Annotated in this window: 15 protein-coding genes; 7 read left to right on the plus strand and 8 right to left on the minus strand. The window is 61.0% G+C overall.

From position 1 onward, the window contains the following. The first annotated feature begins 116 nt into the window (after nucleotides 1-116). On the plus strand, nucleotides 117-1,484 hold the full coding sequence (locus ACP7C6_RS23765; protein ID WP_122686178.1) for an MFS transporter: 1,368 nt from the start codon (nucleotides 117-119) through the stop codon (nucleotides 1,482-1,484). Here ACP7C6_RS23765 and ACP7C6_RS23770 read toward each other — a convergent pair. Beyond that, nucleotides 1,481-2,284, minus strand: a complete 804-nt coding sequence (locus ACP7C6_RS23770) for a SirB1 family protein (RefSeq protein ID WP_028618961.1) — start codon at nucleotides 2,282-2,284, stop codon at nucleotides 1,481-1,483. The genes ACP7C6_RS23765 and ACP7C6_RS23770 overlap by 4 nt on opposite strands. Nucleotides 2,285-2,471: 187 nt before the next feature. Here ACP7C6_RS23770 and ACP7C6_RS23775 point away from each other — a divergent pair, with 187 nt between their 5' ends. Further along, complete coding sequence (locus ACP7C6_RS23775) at nucleotides 2,472-3,491, plus strand: Leu/Phe/Val dehydrogenase (RefSeq protein WP_028618962.1); 1,020 nt, start codon at nucleotides 2,472-2,474, stop codon at nucleotides 3,489-3,491. An 8-nt stretch (nucleotides 3,492-3,499) separates the two neighbouring features. Here ACP7C6_RS23775 and ACP7C6_RS23780 read toward each other — a convergent pair whose 3' ends face one another. After that, nucleotides 3,500-4,807: an acetamidase/formamidase family protein gene (locus ACP7C6_RS23780; protein WP_028618963.1), complete on the minus strand. Its 1,308-nt coding sequence runs from the start codon at nucleotides 4,805-4,807 to the stop codon at nucleotides 3,500-3,502. 247 nt (nucleotides 4,808-5,054) lie between these two features. Here ACP7C6_RS23780 and ACP7C6_RS23785 point away from each other — a divergent pair, with 247 nt between their 5' ends. Then, nucleotides 5,055-5,768, plus strand: coding sequence for a dienelactone hydrolase family protein (locus ACP7C6_RS23785; protein WP_426109309.1), 714 nt, complete (start codon nucleotides 5,055-5,057; stop codon nucleotides 5,766-5,768). Nucleotides 5,769-5,857: 89 nt separating this feature from the next. Here ACP7C6_RS23785 and ACP7C6_RS23790 read toward each other — a convergent pair whose 3' ends face one another. Further along, the gene (locus ACP7C6_RS23790; protein ID WP_016978245.1) at nucleotides 5,858-6,118 is read right to left on the minus strand and encodes a YebG family protein; all 261 of its coding nucleotides are present in this window, start codon (nucleotides 6,116-6,118) and stop codon (nucleotides 5,858-5,860) included. A gap of 274 nt (nucleotides 6,119-6,392) precedes the next feature. Here ACP7C6_RS23790 and ACP7C6_RS23795 point away from each other — a divergent pair, with 274 nt between their 5' ends. After that, a complete protein-coding gene (locus tag ACP7C6_RS23795; protein ID WP_016978246.1) occupies nucleotides 6,393-6,881 on the plus strand; it encodes a phosphate-starvation-inducible protein PsiE in 489 nt (162 codons plus the stop codon). Here ACP7C6_RS23795 and ACP7C6_RS23800 read toward each other — a convergent pair. The 3 genes from ACP7C6_RS23800 to ACP7C6_RS23810 form a co-directional block, all read right to left on the minus strand. After that, entirely contained in the window at nucleotides 6,878-7,192 is a 315-nt protein-coding gene (locus ACP7C6_RS23800) for a DUF3509 domain-containing protein (RefSeq protein ID WP_028618965.1), read from the minus strand. The genes ACP7C6_RS23795 and ACP7C6_RS23800 overlap by 4 nt on opposite strands. A gap of 218 nt (nucleotides 7,193-7,410) precedes the next feature. Continuing rightward, complete coding sequence (locus tag ACP7C6_RS23805; protein WP_068937370.1) at nucleotides 7,411-8,700, minus strand: serine/threonine transporter; 1,290 nt, start codon at nucleotides 8,698-8,700, stop codon at nucleotides 7,411-7,413. 62 nt (nucleotides 8,701-8,762) lie between these two features. Further along, nucleotides 8,763-10,139 carry an L-serine ammonia-lyase gene (locus ACP7C6_RS23810; protein ID WP_426109310.1) on the minus strand — a complete coding sequence of 459 codons (1,377 nt, stop codon included), beginning with the start codon at nucleotides 10,137-10,139 and terminating at the stop codon, nucleotides 8,763-8,765. A gap of 137 nt (nucleotides 10,140-10,276) precedes the next feature. On the opposite strand from ACP7C6_RS23810, the gene ACP7C6_RS23815 reads away from it, so the two are divergent. Together ACP7C6_RS23815 and ACP7C6_RS23820 are read left to right on the plus strand one after the other, a co-directional pair. After that, nucleotides 10,277-11,224 carry a LysR substrate-binding domain-containing protein gene (locus ACP7C6_RS23815; RefSeq protein WP_028618968.1) on the plus strand — a complete coding sequence of 316 codons (948 nt, stop codon included), beginning with the start codon at nucleotides 10,277-10,279 and terminating at the stop codon, nucleotides 11,222-11,224. Nucleotides 11,225-11,436: 212 nt separating this feature from the next. Next, nucleotides 11,437-11,847, plus strand: a complete 411-nt coding sequence (locus ACP7C6_RS23820; protein WP_028618969.1) for an HPF/RaiA family ribosome-associated protein — start codon at nucleotides 11,437-11,439, stop codon at nucleotides 11,845-11,847. 54 nt (nucleotides 11,848-11,901) lie between these two features. On the opposite strand, the gene ACP7C6_RS23825 is transcribed toward ACP7C6_RS23820, so the two are convergent. Further along, nucleotides 11,902-13,416, minus strand: a complete 1,515-nt coding sequence (locus ACP7C6_RS23825) for an MFS transporter (RefSeq protein WP_236318997.1) — start codon at nucleotides 13,414-13,416, stop codon at nucleotides 11,902-11,904. A 106-nt stretch (nucleotides 13,417-13,522) separates the two neighbouring features. Between ACP7C6_RS23825 and ACP7C6_RS23830 the strand changes: the two genes are divergently transcribed. Next, the gene (locus ACP7C6_RS23830; protein ID WP_028618971.1) at nucleotides 13,523-14,395 is read left to right on the plus strand and encodes a LysR family transcriptional regulator; all 873 of its coding nucleotides are present in this window, start codon (nucleotides 13,523-13,525) and stop codon (nucleotides 14,393-14,395) included. Here ACP7C6_RS23830 and fecA read toward each other — a convergent pair whose 3' ends face one another. Next, a complete protein-coding gene (gene fecA, locus ACP7C6_RS23835; RefSeq protein ID WP_426109311.1) occupies nucleotides 14,396-16,732 on the minus strand; it encodes a TonB-dependent Fe(3+) dicitrate receptor FecA in 2,337 nt (778 codons plus the stop codon). Between the last annotated feature and the right edge of the window lie 46 nt (nucleotides 16,733-16,778).

Here is a 16,778-nt window from a genome sequence, read left to right on the forward strand (position 1 = left end):
CCGGCGATAGCGTTATTTCAGTCGATCAATCATTGCCTGATTCACCGCCATCGCCGGTAAGCCGGCGCCTACACAGTTGCGCTAGACCATAAAAATAAAATCAAAGGTACCTTGCGATGCACAATCAGATTGCCAGCTTTCGCGCGGCACTCGACGCCCGTCCGGTGTCGCGTTATCAGTGGTTGATTCTCTTGTTGCTGGCGCTGCTGCTGGTGACCGACGGCTACGACGCCCAGGTGCTGGGTTACGTGGTGCCGGCGCTGGCCCAGGATTGGGGGTTGGAGAAGGCTGCATTCGGCCCGGTGTTCAGCGCCAACCTGCTGGGGCTGACCTTGGGGTCGTTGCTGGTCACGCCGCTGGCGGATCGGTTCGGCGTGCGCCGCATCCTGCTTGGCTGCGTACTGATCTACGCCACGCTTACGGTGCTGATGGTATTTGCCAATTCGCTGAACACGCTGATGGCCGCGCGGTTTATCTGCGGCATCGGCATGGGCGGCGCGATGCCCAGCGCGATGGCTTTGATGTCGGAATACTCGCCGCCGCGCCTGCGCACGTTGATGGTGACGTTGGCGGCGTGTGGCTTCTCGTTCGGCGGTGCGGCCGGCGGGTTTGTGGCGGCGGGTTTCATTGAAGGCTTCGGGTGGCAGGCGGTGTTCCTGGCGGGTGGCGTGACGCCGTTGCTGTTGTTCCCGTTTCTGGTGTGGCTGTTGCCGGAATCCTTGCCGCGTTTGCTGCGTGATGCGCCGCCCTATGCTCGGCTGCAGAGCGTTACGTCACGCATGCTGCCGGGCTGGCAACCACCGGCAGCGACCGAGGCCAAAAACCCGCAGGAGCAGGGCAGCAAACTGACGGTGGTGGAGCTGTTTCGCAACGGCTACGCGCGCCCGACGCTGCTGATCTGGGCGACCTTTTTTGTCAGCTTGATCCTGCTGTATTTCATGATCAGTTGGTTGCCGTCGCTGCTGTTGGAAAGTGGCTTGGCGTTGAAAGAAGCCAATCTGGTGACTTCGATGTTCCTGTTCGCCGGCACCTTGGGCGCCATCGGCATGGCCTGGTTCGCCGACCGCTTGAAAAGCAAAGTGCGGCTGTTGTCCGGCGTGCTGGCCGCGGCTGCGGTGTGCACCCTGCTGCTCGGCCTGAACCATGACAACCCGCGTTACCTGGTGGCCTGCGTGTTCGCGGCCGGGTTTTGCATCATCGGTGGTCAACTGACCCTCAATGCCTTCGCCAGTAACTTCTACCCGGCACACGTGCGCGCCACCGGAACGGGCTGGGCGCTGGGCGTGGGGCGTTTTGGTTCAATCCTGGGGCCGCTGTTTGGCAGTATGTTGCTGGCGATGCATATTCCGGTGCAGCAGATTTTCTTTTTCTGTGCGATACCGGCGGTGATCGCAGCGTTGTTGATCATTCAGGTGCGTTCGCCGGGTGCTGAAGGACCGAAGAGCCCGCTGTCTGGGGATATTCTCAAAGCGCCGCAGGCTTAGTGCACCACTGAGTTGGGCGGCAGGTGGCCCAGGCGTTCGGTCAGGCGCAGGCGTTGGATCGGATCTTCGCTGAGCATCAGCGCGTGTTCCAGGTCGAAGCGTTCGGCGTTGGGGCAGTCCAGGCGCTGATACAGGCTGGCACGTGCCAGGTAATCGGCGGCGCTGGCGTTGCCCAGTTCCAGCACGCGTTCGGCGTCAATCAGGGCTTGGAGTGGGGCGTCGTTGGAAAGGTGCAATTGCCTCAAGTTGCGTGACAACCGTTGCAGGATCGAACGCGGGTCGGCTGTGTGGAGGTGATCGGCTTGCAACTTGAGGTTGGGGCCGTATTGGCGCTGCAACAGGTCGCGGCAATCGTTCGGGTAGAGGCGCCGGCCGCCGCAGGGATCCAGCAGGTGATCGGCGCCGGGGACTCTTAAAAGGAAATGGCCGGGGAAATTCACGCCGACCATGGGGATCTCCAGGCGGCGCGCCAGCTCAAGGGCGATCAGCCCCATGGCCAGGGGTTGCCCGCGTTTGCGCTGCAAGACCTTGTCCAGCAGGGCTGCGGCGGGGCGCAAGGGCGTGAATTCATCCTGGGCAAATCCCAGGTCATTCAAGCGCCGCAACAGCGGCTGGCCCAGTTCATCCGCCGGCAACAGCGGCATGCCCAGGCTCACCTGTTGTTGCAGCAAGGTCAGTTCCTGCAGGATCTGCAAGGGCTTCACGGCCGGATCATGCTCGGCAGCAATCCACAACGCCGCTTCAAACAGCGCGGGTGGGGAGCGTTCCAGGCAGGCGAAAAAAGCTTTGCGGGGATTCATTGCATTCTCCGGCAGATGCCCCCGTTTTAGCCTTGCTGGCAATTTTCGTCCAGTGGCTTGGGAAATATCCTGCGTGCTTATGTCGCAAGACCTGTGAAATCGGACGGCTTATTCCAGCCTGGTCCGGCAGTTTTCTGCCGCAAGCCTATACTTGGCCCACTACCAGAAGTGATTCGGGAGCTTGACGATGTTTGCTCTCATGCACAGCACCCGCCTTGAATCGCTGCACTTGAGCGTCGACCCGGCCACCGGGCTGAAGGCGGTCATCGCCATCCATAACAGCCGCCTGGGGCCTGCCCTCGGTGGCTGTCGCTACCTTTCCTACCCCGACGACGAAAGTGCCGTGGCCGATGCCGCGCGCCTGGCCCAAGGCATGAGCTACAAGGCGGCCTTGGCCGGTCTGCCGGTGGGCGGGGGCACCGCCGTGATCCTGCGTCCCGGCCACGTAGAAAGCCGTGCCGCATTATTTGAAGCCTTTGGTCGATGCGTTGAGCAACTCGACGGCCGTTACATCACCGCCGTCGACAGTGGTACTTCAGTGGCGGACATGGATTGCATCGCCCAGCATACCCGCTATGTCACCAGCACCACCGCCGCAGGCGACCCATCGCCCCATGCCGCCATGGGCGTGTTCGCCGGCATCCGTACCACCGCCATGGCGCGCCTGGGCAGCGACAACCTCGAAGGCTTGCGCGTGGCCATCCAAGGGCTAGGAAATGTGGGCTACGCCTTGGCCGAACAACTGCATGCCGCCGGAGCCGAACTGCTGGTAAGCGACATCGACCACGGCAAGGTGCAACTGGCCATGGAGCAGTTGGGCGCGCACCCTATCGCCAACGACGCGTTACTGAGCACGCCGTGCGACATCCTTGCGCCTTGTGGCCTCGGCGCCGTGTTCAACCGCCAGAGCGTCGGCCAATTGCGTTGCGCCGCTGTGGCCGGTTCTGCCAGTGCGCAATTGACTCATCTGGACAACGCGGATCAATTGGAGGCACGCGGCATCCTCTACGCCCCCGACTACGTGATCAACTCCGGTGGCCTGATCTACGTCGCGCTGAAGCACGGCGGAGCGGAACTGCCAACGATTACCGCGCACCTGTCCAACATTGGCACGCGCCTCACCGAGATCTTCGCTCACGCCCAGGCGGAAAAACGCTCACCCGCACGGGTGGCGGATGAGCTGGCCGAGCGTTTGCTGTACCGCTGATACACCGATCAGAGTTGATACTTCTCACGCACCAGTGAGCCGACCCCCATGCGATCCAGAATGTGCATCGGACACAGGAGCGTGACACGGACGGTCCCCGGCAGCCGACTGATTTCAATCGAGCCGTTAAGCGTTGCGCGGTTGCGCACCTCATCCATCGACAGGCCCGTGACGGCCGCTGCGCGCTCCAGGCCGTTTTCCGTCGCTAAGTTGAGGTCGGCGCCACTGCCGATAAAAGTAATGGGTCCGTTGTCTTCTATCTCGAACTGCCCCCAGCGCTCGCCCAATGCTTTGACATGCAACCGTTGCTCGGCAGTCATCGGACGAGCCATGGGCGGCAGGTCATCAAGGTTTTGCAGCAGGATCGGGCCGTCGAGTGACAACCCCTTGATCACATGGGCGGTCAGTTCGGTTTCACCCGATACATCGGTGGCATGCCCGGCAATTTCGCCGTTGCCTTGCTGGGCGTGCATATCGCCCATGTAAACCCCGGCGCCGGGGACTCTCACCGGGCAAATCAGCACGCAACCTTCACGTACCGAGTTAGTGTCCATATGCCCGTCGGTTTTCGCGGCATGCAGTTGGTCATGGGTCATGCCGTAGCGATGGGGCGCGCCGACCAGGTACTGACCGAAGTCGGCACAGTTGTGGGAGTCCGGCAGATCCCGTGAAGGCGTGGTGCCAATATTGCCCAGGAACGGCCGCATGTGCGCGGCAAGGCCGGGGATATCGGCGCGGGCCAGGGACAGAATCGAATGCTGGGCGGACATCTCCGGCAACGCCGCCATATCCGGTGCCTGGCCGGCGAGGCGGTCGGCTACCAACTGGTTCACGGTCAGGCTCAGCTGATGCTCGGCATCGAACACGATGACGTAGCCATGGCTGAAACGAAATGCGCTGACCTCCGCCCCGCAGGCGTTGCAACGAATGGCGTCGGCGCCGATGCCGTCGACATGGCTGGCGGGATGCTCCTGCCCACAGTTGGAACAGAACTTGGCGACAAAGGGATCGCCATGATAACGCCCCTCAACAAAACGCATGACACCGGACGAAGTGGCCAGAGACGTCACGCGCATGCGTTTAATCTTCAGGGCCACGGCGTCACCGACCTCTGCGCCGGCGATGAATACGGGTTGAGTCACCTCATGGCCACCCTCAAATGCGGGCGTGATCATTGGGCCCCAACACCCCGGCGGAGTACCGGTGATAAGCGTGCCGCCATCGGCGAGCGGGCCGAGCATCTTCTGGCTGGGGCCGATGAGGCCATTGGTGTAGGTGTTGACGATCAGGCGATCAACCGGTGCTGAGTGGTGCATTTTTATTCTCCGGGTCCTATGTGATTGAACCTTCGGTCACGGCGTATTGATCAGGGAAGGTTCAGGCAGGCCCAGTAGACCGGTGTTTTGTATCCCGAATATGTCGCGCGGGTGCGCTAATACACAGTGGTACATAACGATGGGAGAGGAGGGTTTGTAACTGCAAAAATCCTGATAGGGTTCTGTGGGCTGGCGCTTTGAGGTGCTTGCTCAGCTATCGTTTTCATACTTGCTGCGGAGAATATTCATGTCCAATCAAGCAACAGCGCATTCCGTAACGTTCAAGCGTCCGGACGGCGCCGAGGTCAATGGCTACCTGGCCAGCCCCGCTGTGCTGGAAGGGGCGCCGGCCATCGTATTGATTCAAGAGTGGTGGGGGCTGAACGAGCAGATCAAGGGCGTGGCCTTCCGCCTGGCCGAGTGCGGTTACCGGGTGCTGGTGCCGGACCTTTATCGCGGCGCCTCGACCGTGGAAGAGGAAGAAGCCCATCACCTGATGGACAGCCTGGATTTTGGCGATGCGGTATCCCAGGACATCAAGGGCGCGGTGCGCTACCTGCAGGCCGACTCGCAAAAAGTGGGCGTGACCGGCTACTGCATGGGCGGGGCGTTGACGCTGTTGGCGCTCAATGCAATTCCGGAGCTGGCCGCGGGTGTGGTCTGGTATGGCTTCCCACCGCTTGAATATCTGGATGCGGCAAAAATCAAAGCACCGCTGATTGGCCATTGGGGCACACAGGATGCTTTTTTCAATATCGACACTGTCGCGGAGCTGGAGTCAACGCTGCACGCGGCAGGTGTGGACGCTACCTTCTACCGTTACCTGGCGCGCCATGCCTTTGCCAACGAAACAGCGATCGGCAACGGCCGTATCCCCGACACGCAATACGACGCCGCGTGGTCGCAACTGGCGTGGGACCGCACGTTGACCTTCTTCGGCAAAACCCTGTGGCAGGCGTAAGGCGCAAATAGCCTTCGGTAAAACGATGAGTTGCCGGTCTGCCTGAACCTGTTGGTTCACCCTGAATCAACGGAGGCGGGCCGGCCTCCTTACTCTGCCTCTGGCTGCCCGATCTCGGCCAGGGCGCTGGCGTTGTTCTTGAACGCTGCTGCAAAGGCGGCGCGGTTCTTGGCCATGAAAATACCGGCATCTTCTGCCTGCTTTTCAGTCAAGCCTTCCACGTTTTTCAACAGGACATCCATCAGAGACTCTGCCAGTTCAAGCATCTGGTCGTGTGCGTCGGCAAGTTTGCGATCCACGAATGTAGTCTCCAAGTCGCGGGTACTGCGATACAGGGTTTCAACAGCCATTTTTTGGCCTCGTCATCAGGGTGCAGTAGTGAAGGGGAGTAGCCCTTGTGTTCGGGTGTTTCTGGATAGCTGTATTTATATACAGTAAAAAGGTTAAGCCAAACCATCGAGTTTGGATAGCAGTTTTTTAATGTAGCCCGTAAATACAGGTTTGGAGTGCCTCATGTCACCCCGCCACCATCTCATACCTGCCCCTGGCCTTTTTTCTGCATGCAGAACAACCGTCACGTCCAACCCGCATTATCCGGTCGAGTCGACCTAAGGAAGCATCATCGTGAAGATCAATTGGGCCGAAAGGCTACGCCAGCAAGTGCACGGGCTGGCCGAGTCCCTGGGGAATCTGTTCGTCGAGTCGTTCCACTACCTGGCGTTGTTCGCCATTGGTGCGGTGACGGCCTGGGCGGCGGTGATGGAGTTTCTGGGGATGTTGGAGAACGGGCACATCAAGATCGATGACATCTTGCTGTTGTTCATCTACTTGGAACTGGGTGCGATGGTCGGCATTTACTTCAAGACCAACCACATGCCGGTGCGGTTTCTGATCTACGTGGCGATCACCGCGCTGACGCGCCTATTGATCTCCAACGTGTCGCACCACAACCCGCCGGACGTGGGAATCATCTACCTGTGCGGTGGGATTCTGCTGTTGGCGTTCGCGATTCTGGTGGTGCGTTATGCCTCCTCGGCGTTCCCTTCGGTGAAGGTCGAAGGCCCGCGTCGCAAGGGCGAGGCGAGCCTGGAAACCGAGAAGGGCGAACTTTAAAGCCCGACGCTGAACGGCAGGGCGCGGGTGGGCGGTCGCTGCAGGACCTTGTGATCGCCATCCGTCATCACCGCCAGGATCTCCATGGCGCTGTGGCCCTGCTCGATGGCAATACCGAACTGGATACTTTGCACCAGGCGTTTGAGGCGCTCTGGATCATTGCGCTGTTCGGCGCTGATCATGCGCTTGGCCACTACGCCTTGTTCGTTGGAGAGGGTCAGCATGATGCTGCCGTCCAGCCGTTGTATGCTCAAGTTGACGCGGTATTCAGGGGTGAACGTGTCGGTGATGATCTGAAAAGGATTGTCCATGGTGCGTACCGCCTGATAAGAACATGCAGTCATTGACGACCGGTGTCGGGATTAGTTCGCGTCTCCTGACCATCGGCCACTCCGTCGCTGAGGTTTTCACAACGTCCGTTTCCCTCCACAGCTGTACAGCAAAGGCCGTGCCGCATAAGGCGCCGAGCCGTTATTGCGGGACATGAAAAAGGCGAACCGAGGTTCGCCTTTTTGTTGGGTGATCTATTTCAGGGCAGTACCGAGAAAACGATCGCAGACAGCGCAATCAACCCAATCACTACGACGAATACATTCGACACCTGGCCTGAATACTGGCGCAAAGATGGCACGCGACGAATGGCATACATCGGCATCAGGAACAGCAGGCACGCGATGATCGGCCCGCCCATGGTCTCAATCATGCCCAGGATGCTTGGATTGAAGGTGGCCACGGCCCAGCAGGTCAGCACCATGAACAGCGCCGTGCAGCGTTCCAGCCATTTGGCCGACATCGAACGGTTGCGCCCGCGCAGTGATTTGACGATCAGGCCCTGGAAACCTTCGCTGGCACCGATGTAGTGGCCGAGGAAGGATTTGGTGATGGCCACCAGCGCAATCAACGGCGCGGCGTAGGCGATCACTGGGGTCTGGAAGTGGTTGGCCAGGTAGGACAGGATCGAGATGTTCTGCGCCTTGGCCGCTGCCAGGTCAGCTGGCGACAGTGCCAGTACGCAGCTGAAGCAGAAGAACATCACGGTCAGCACCATCATGCCGTGGGCGGTGGCCAGGATGCCGCTGCTTTTGCGCTCGGCCTGTGCGCCGTACACGCGTTTCTGGTCGACGGCGAAGGCGGAGATGATCGGCGAGTGGTTGAAGGAAAACACCATCACCGGAATCGCCAGCCATAGGGTTTTGAGGAACAGCGGCATGGGCATGCCATCACCGGCGGAGGCGAAGAACGCGCCGTTCCAGTTGGGGATCAGGCTGACGGCCAGCAACAGCAGTGCCGCGACGAATGGATACACCAGCACGCTCATGGCCTTGACGATCACGCCCTGGCCGCAGCGCACGATGGCCATCAGGCCAAGAATCAGCACCAGCGACAGGATCGCCCGAGGCGGTGCGGTCATGTGCAGTTGGTGTTCCATGAAACTGCCCAGGGTGTTGGTCAGCGCCACGCTGTACACCAGCAGGATCGGGAAGATGGCGAAGAAATACAGCAGGGTGATCAGCTTGCCCGCACCGACGCCAAAGTGCTCTTCGACCACTTCGGTGATGTCGCCGGATCTGCCTGACAGCACAAAGCGCGTTAGCCCACGGTGGGCGAAGAAGGTCATCGGGAAGGCCAGCAGGGCCAGTACGATCAACGGCCAGAAGCCGCCGACGCCGGCATTGATCGGCAGGAACAACGTGCCGGCGCCGATGGCGGTGCCGTAGAGGCCCAGCATCCAGGTGGTGTCGTGTTTGGTCCAGCCGGTGGTCACGGTTGTTGCTGTAGCAGCAGGATTTTCAGCAGCAGGTGTACGTACATCGGTCATCGGTATTGCCTCGTTATTATTTTTGCGCGGGCTCACGTAGGGGGCGGGTAGAAGTGCTCCGATCAGCACTCCACCCAGCTGACCGCCAGGCCGCCCCGTGAAGTTTCTTTGTATTTGTCATGCATATCGGCGCCGGTATCACGCATGGTGCGGATCACCCGGTCGAGAGAAATGAAATGTTTGCCGTCACCGCGCAGGGCCATTTGCGTCGCGTTGATCGCCTTGACCGCTGCGATGGCATTGCGCTCGATGCACGGCACTTGCACGAGGCCGCCTACCGGGTCGCAGGTGAGGCCGAGGTTGTGTTCCAGGCCGATTTCGGCGGCGTTTTCCAGTTGCTCGGGGGTGGCGCCAAGGATGTCGGCCAAGCCCGCAGCCGCCATGGCGCACGCCGAACCGACCTCGCCCTGGCAGCCGACTTCGGCGCCGGAGATCGAGGCGTTTTTCTTGCAGAGGATGCCGACGGCGGCGGCGGCCAGGAAGAAATTGACCACATCGTCGTCAGACGCGTCGGCGTTGAACTTCATGTAGTAATGCAGTACCGCCGGGATGATTCCTGCCGCGCCGTTGGTCGGTGCGGTGACCATGCGCCCACCGGCCGCGTTTTCTTCGTTGACGGCGAGGGCGAACAGGTTGACCCACTCCATGGCCGACAGGGTCGACGTGATGACATTCGGCTTGCCGATTTCCAGCAGGCTGCGGTGCAATTTCGCCGCGCGACGGGGCACGTCCAGGCCGCCTGGCAAGATGCCTTCATCGCGCAGGCCCTGCTCCACGCATTCGCGCATCACCGACCAGATGTGCAACAGGCCACTGCGGATGTCGGCGTCGCTGCGCCACGCGCGTTCGTTGGCCATCATCAGCTCGGAAACCCGCAGGCCGTGCTTGTTGCACAAGGCCAGTAGTTCTACGGCGCTGGAAAAGTCGTAGGGCAATTCCACATCGCTGGTCGGCGCAATGCCCGAGGCCGCTTCCGCCGCTTCGATGATGAAACCGCCGCCTATGGAGTAATAGGTTTGCTCGCTCAGCAGGCCGTTTTCGCCGTAGGCGTGCAGGGACATGGCGTTCGGGTGGTAGGGCAGGCTTTCGTCCAGCAGTAGGAGATCGTGCTTCCAGTTGAAGGCAATGTCCTGCTGACCTCCGAGAAGCAGTCGGCCGGATTCGCGCAGTTGCTGGATGCGTGCGTTGATCGAGGTGGGGTCGACCCGGTCCGGCCATTCGCCCATCAGGCCCATCACGCAGGCGCGGTCGGTGGCATGGCCGACGCCGGTGGCGGACAGCGAACCGTACAGGCGCACTTCTACACGGCGAGTGTCGCTCAGCAGGTGTTGGTCGATCAGGGCCTGGGCAAAGGTCGCCGCCGCCCGCATCGGACCGACGGTGTGGGAGCTGGAAGGGCCGATGCCCACTTTGAATAGATCGAAAACACTGATAGCCATGCTAAAGCCTTACAAGCAATGGAGTAGAAATCGCTGCCATGTTTTGTAGAGCGAGCGGAATTGGCGCGATACTGAGCCTCTGGATCGGCACTGACCAACGAATTATCCTAAGACACCCTTTAGCAGGACTAAACACTATGACCCGGCCCATTCATGGCCAGACGTATGTCTGGCTGCACGTTTTTTCCTGTGCTGCGCGGCATTTGTCGTTCACCCGCTGCGCCGAGGAACTGCACATCACGCCGGGCGCGGTAAGCCAGCAGATCCGCCAGTTGGAGGAGCGCTTGGGATTCCGCTTGTTTCATCGGCGCGCGCGGGGGGTGGAGCTGAGTGCAGAGGGACAGCGATTGGCGACAACGGTGGGCGAGGCCTATGGCAGCATCGCCGCGGAGTTGCAGCGCCTGGACGCGGGAATGATCAGCGGCACCCTGCGCCTGCGCTCGATCCCGTCGTTTCTCGGCAAGTGGCTGACCCCTCGGTTACCGCGTTTGCAGCAGCGCTTTCCGGATATCCAATTGCGTATGGTCGCCGAGGACAGCAGCATCGCCTTGCATGAGGGCGACTTCGACCTGGCCATCGACTTGAACGACGGCAGCTACCCTGGCTTGTTATCCACAGCCCTGTTGGACGAACAAATCTTTCCGGTCTGCGCTCCGAGCCTGCTGCGCGGCCGGCCACCGCTGCATGGCCCCGCCGACCTGGTGCATTTCCCACTGCTGCATGACATCACTGCCTGGCGTGGGAGTTATGAGTACGCCGAGTGGGAGTTTTACCTGAATGCTATCGGCTATCACCATGCCGACGTGCGCCGTGGCCATACCTTTAACCGCAACCACCTGACTATCGAAGCCGCGATCGCCGGCATGGGCGTGGCCATTGCGCGGCGCACCTTGCTCAACGATGAGCTGGAGCGCGGCACCTTGATCGTGCCCTTCGGCCTGGCGGTGCCTAACCACAAACGTTACGTGTTGCTGTATGCGCCAGGCGCACTGAGCCATCCGGGCGTGCGCGCGGTGCATGATTGGCTGGTTGAAGAGGCGGGGATTTTCCGCGGATTGCACCCGTTGGGAGAGGGGCAATTGTGAGGTTGGCTGGGCGTAAGAACATGTAACTAACTCCCCACCCTAACAGCGTTTTTGCTCGTAGTCAGACTTAATTTGTAATGTGGGATTTATCTTTGCAAAGGGGTTGAATTGTTCTGCTGACTGCTCAATTGTGTAGTCAAGAGGTCATGGTTTCACCGACCCGGTGTTGCAGTTGTGACCTCTCGCGAGCTAGCTGAAATAAGGGAAGAACTATGCAAATCCAAGTCAATAGCGATAACCATATTGAAAGCAGCATCCGACTGGAGGAGTGGGTACGTACTACCATTGAGAGCACGCTCGAACGTTACGAGGAAGACCTGACCCGAGTGGAGGTCTACCTGCGGGATGAGAACGGCGACAAGCCCGGTCCCCACGATTTAAGTTGCCGCCTGGAAGCGCGGCCAAAAGGCCATCAGCCAGTGTCGGTACTGCACAAGGCCGATACCCTGGAACAGGCGATCGACGGTGCGGCGACCAAGCTGGACCATGCGTTGGAACATCTGTTCGGCAGACTGCAAGGCAAGCCACGCGCTGCCGGGAAGAGTCAGCCGACCACCAAAGTCAACGAAGATGAGCTTGAGCAGGAGTTTCTGGAAAAAGAACGCGCCGTGTTCAACGGCTGATAGTTTTCTCACGCTCCACTAAAAACGGGCCTGCATTTGCAGGCCCGTTTTCGTTTACTGGCTGCGTCGGAAGAAATACCTGCTCAACCACGCCAACCCACCTGCACCCAGGCCCGCGTAAAGCATGGCCCAACCGATGCCATGTCGCAGGGCTGCCTGGGCATCGGTGAATGCCAGACCCACTGATGCCCCCAGCTTGCCCGCCGCGATGTTCTGGCTGATGGTCGGCCACTCCAGCACAGAGCTGTCGGGCAGTACAGCTGCCAACTGATGGCTGATCCCCAACAGCAGCACCAACCCCATCAACGCGATGTTGAGTGCGAGGGTAATCAATCGTGCGCTGAGGTCGATGCCTGACGCCATGCCCGCACGGTCGGCCGAGACTGCACCGGTGGTGGTATTGGTGGTGGGGGAGTTGGTCAGCGCCAATCCCACCCCTGCAATGATGCAACTGATCAGCACCAGCACGATGCTCGGTTGCGCCACCGCATTGGCGGCGGCCATGCTCAGGAAGCCTGCGCCCATCAAGCCCAGTCCACACGGGATGACGCGCTCGGCACCGTAACGCAGGGCCAGGCGCTCGGCCACGGGAGGTATTAGCAAAGTGGGCAAGGTGTAGGCGAGCAAGGCGCCGCCCGTGGTCACGGTGTCGTAACCAAGCCCAGCCTGGAAGTACAAGGGCAAGTAGATCATGAACGGCCAAAAACTGAAGTTCATGCCGATCGAACCCATCAGTGCGCCGTTGAAACGCTGGATGCGGAACACCGAGAAATCGAACATTGGGTGAGGGCTGCGCCGCTCGACAACAATGAACAGCAGCAGCCCGGCTACCGCCAAGCCCGCCCAGCCGAGCATGGGCGGTGTGCCAAAGCCGTTTTCAGTACCCTGGGTGATGAAATAGACCAGCGCAAACACCGACAGTGTCAGGGTTAGCATGCCTGCGATGTCGAGGCGATGTGCAGCGGGATCCCGCGATTCCTGCACACTGATCCGCAGCAGCACCAGTGTGAACAGGGTCAGCGGTACATGTACGAGGAACACCCAGCGCCAGTCTGCGACCGCCAGGATCAACGCCCCCACGATGGGCCCAAAGCCCAGGCCCACTCCAGCAATCACGCCCCATATCGCGAACGCCCGCGCCCGTGCCGCCGGTTCGCGGAACAGGTGCGACAGGATCGCGAACTGGCAGATCATCATCGCCCCGGCGCCGATGCCTTGGACGAAACGCGCCGCGATCAGTGTGGTGGCATTGTTCGCCAGCCCACAGGCCAGGGAGGCCAACCCGAACACCCACAGGCACAGCACCAGCATGCGTCGGCGGCCAAAGCGATCGGCCAGTGTGCCGGCAGCCATCAGTACGCTGGTGCAAGCCAGGGTGTAGGCGTTCATGATCCATTGGGCGTCTTGGAATCCAGTGCCCAATTGGTTTTCCAGGGTCGGCAGGATGACCGGCACGCTGGAAATTTCCAGGCCGAACATCAGGGCGACAAGGCACACGGCGGTCAGCGCAAGACCGTTTCTGGCCGTGCGCCGGGTATTGGCGACCGATAACGTGACGGCGGGTGGCATGGGACTCTCCTGTCGATAGGGTATCGGGCTATTTTCAGGGGAATCGAGTTCCTTATTCGTGATAAGTTTTCCACTCATAAGGGAATCAAGGGCGACAAACCGCACCATGACCACGCCACGTTTTGACGGTGTCGAACTCTTTCTGCAGATCGTCGAGAGCGGCAACCTGACCGAAGCCGCCGAACGGCTGAACCTGACGCGCTCCGCCGTGGGCAAGGGCCTTGCGCGACTCGAGGCGCGCTTGGGCACCTGCCTGTTGCAACGTTCTACCCGGCGCCAGCGGTTGACCGAGGACGGCCAGGCTTACTACGAACATTGTTTGCGCGCGCTGGCTGAGCTGGAGGCCGCCGAGTCGGTACTGGAAAGCGGCCGACAACTGCCTCGCGGGCGTTTGCGGGCAAGCCTGCCGCTGGCTTTCGGGCACCACTATGCGGCGCCCGCGCTGTGGGGCTTGATGGCGCGTTATCCGCAGTTGGAGATCGAGATCAGCTTCGCCGACCGGTTGGTGGACCTGGCTCAGGAGGGCTTCGATATCGCCGTGCGGATCGGTCCGTTACCCGATACTGACCGCCTCAGCGCACGGCGCCTGGGCGAGCAGTCGGTGGGGCTGGCGGCTTCACCGACGTACTTGCAGCGCGTCGGGCCGATTGCATGCATCGAAGACCTTGCCGGCCATCGCGGCATCGCCTACCGCAGCAACACCCCGCACCGCAATCGAGTGGCTTCACCGCTGATGATGGATGACCTGCAGGCCGTGGCCGATGCCGCCATCGCGGGTGTGGGCCTGGCCTGGTTGCCGAGTTGGTTGATTGCCCACTACGTGCTGCGTGGGCAATTGCAGGCGGTGCTGCCTGACTATCGTGAGCAACCCGCCCCGATCCATGTCATCTGGCCGACGGCCACGCACATGCCGGCCAAGACGCGTTGTGCAATCGACGCGTTGGTGGCCGGCACCCCTTCGTGCCTGGCGGGCAGTTGATCAGAACGCGATGGACGTCTGCACATACACCGTGCGCGGCTCGCCCACGTATTTGCCCTTGTTGTTATCGTCGAACGAGCGCGTGAAGTATTGGGTGTTGAAGATGTTTTTCACACCCACTGCCACATTCAAGTCCGACAGCTGCGGGCCGAAGTCATAGGCCGCACGGCTGCTGAACAGCATGTAGCCAGGGATGCGTCCGTTGGCGCCGTCGGCGGTTTCTTTCTCGGTGTTGGCGTTGTCGGCGAACTGGCTGCTCTGGTAGCTGCTGTCCAGGTTGAGCTTCCAGCGGCCTTCGGTGTAGCCCACACCGAGGGTGCCTTTGTGCTTGGAGGAGAAGGGCACGCGGTTGCCTTTGTTCGGGCCGTCTTCGCGAATGGTGGCGTCGACGTAGGCGTAGGTGGCATACACATCGAACCCTGCCAGCGCCGGGCTCAAACCATCGAGCGCGTAATTGATGCTGGTCTCGATACCCTGGTGACGGGTTTCGCCACGGGCAATTACCGAGTCATTGGTCTGGTTGCTTTCGTATTGGTTGTCGAAGTTGATCAGGAACGCGCCGATTTCCGCACGCAAGGTGCCGTCGTCGTAGCGGGTACCCAATTCCCAGGTACGGGCTTTTTCCGGTTTCACTTCGCCGCTGGTCACGCGGTTCGGCATCTGGCTGTACTGCACGCTGCCGAACGAACCTTCGGTGTTGGCGTAGAGGTTCCAGCTGTCGGTGAGGTGGTAGAGCACATTTAGCGCCGGCAGCGCGGTGTTGTAGTCGCCCTTGTATTTGACGTTGGTCAGGTTGTTCGTCTGCTGCGACTCGATAATCTCGTAGCGAATGCCCGGGGTGATGGTCCACTTGCCGATATCGATCCGGTCATCGATGAAGAACGCATTGGCTTCGGTGCCGCCACGGGTGTCGCGGTCGTTGCGGCTGTTGGTAGTGGGGATTTGCTGGTTGGCGGCAATCGGCGTGCGGTAACGCAGCTCGTGGCCGGCCTCGTTGATGTATCGGTAGCCGACGCCCACTTCGTGGCTGGTCGGGCCCAAGTCAAAGCCTTGGGCGAAGCGGGTCTCGATGCCACGCACCCAGTATTCACGCGGGGACAACGAGAGGAATGTGCCCTGGTCCAGGTAACCGCTGCGCAAGGTCTTGGTGAAGAAACTGTTCACAGTGAATTCGCGGCGGTCCTGCTCATAACGATAGCCGACGTTGAACATCGTACGGCGGCCCCAGAATTTGTCGTAGGGGCGGGTGGACTGGTAGGGATCCGCTTTGTAGTCCGAGACGTTCAAGCCACCCGGCATATCGGCCTGGCCTTCGTAGTACTGCGCCATGGCGTTGAAGCTGTTGGCGTCATCCAGTTGGTATTTGCCCTTGAGGATCAGGTCGTCGATGCGCGTGTTGCTGTTCTCGCGCCAGTCACCACCACGGGTGCCGGAGTACAGAATCGCGCCGCCCAGGCCGTTGTCGGCGGTGCCGCCGGCCAGCAGGTTGCCGGTGGTCTTGAAGCCGTCGTGGCTGGAGGATGGGCTGGTTTCGGTCTGCAAGCCGCCTTTGACCGTGGGCGCATCCGGGATCGCGCGGGTCACGAAGTTGACCACGCCGCCGACGTTCTGAGGGCCGTAGCGCACCGCACCGCCGCCGCGCACCACGTCGACCGCGTCCATATTGCCCATGCTGATCGGCGCAAAGGAAAGCTGCGGCTGGCCGTAGGGCGCGAACGGCACCGGAATGCCGTCCATCAGCACCGTGGAGCGCGACGCCAGGCGTGGGTTGAGGCCACGAATGCCGAAGTTCAGTGCCATGTCGTGGCTGCCGGTGCCGTTGTTGTCCGGGGCGTTGACGCCGGGAATGCGGTTGAGCACGTCCTTGGCCTGGGTGGCGCCCTGGCGTTCGAACTCTTCACGGCGGATCACATCGCGGGCGCCGGGGTGTTCGAACACATTGGTTTGCGCCGCGTCGCCCAGCCAGTCGCCGACCACGCTGGAGGTGCCCAACTCAATGCTGGCCGGTGCAGTGGCCGGTTGCAGGCTGTAGGCATTGTCGCCTTCTGCACGGGCTTGCAGGCCGGTGCCCTCCAGCAGTTTCTGCAGGCCGTCCGCGGCGCTGTAGTTGCCGGACAAACCACTGCTCTGCATACCCGCCGTCACTTCGGAACCGAAGGAGATCAACACGCCGGCTTCGCGGCCAAACTGGTTCAGTGCAGCTTCCAGCGACGTCGGGGCGATGTGATAGGGCTTGGCGTCGGCCGCCATCACCGGGGGCAGCACGGTCAGACTGAGGCTGGCGCCGAGTAGGAGTTGGCGCAAGGTGCGGGCAAGAAGCGTCGGTTGCTGGGGCATGAAGAGCGGTCCTGAGAAGGAAGGATCAAGGTGGCTTTCCTTCTCT

Origin of the sequence: Pseudomonas sp. TWR1-1-4, assembly GCF_049897165.1 — a bacterium.
GTDB classification, from domain to species: Bacteria; Pseudomonadota; Gammaproteobacteria; order Pseudomonadales; family Pseudomonadaceae; genus Aquipseudomonas; species Aquipseudomonas canadensis.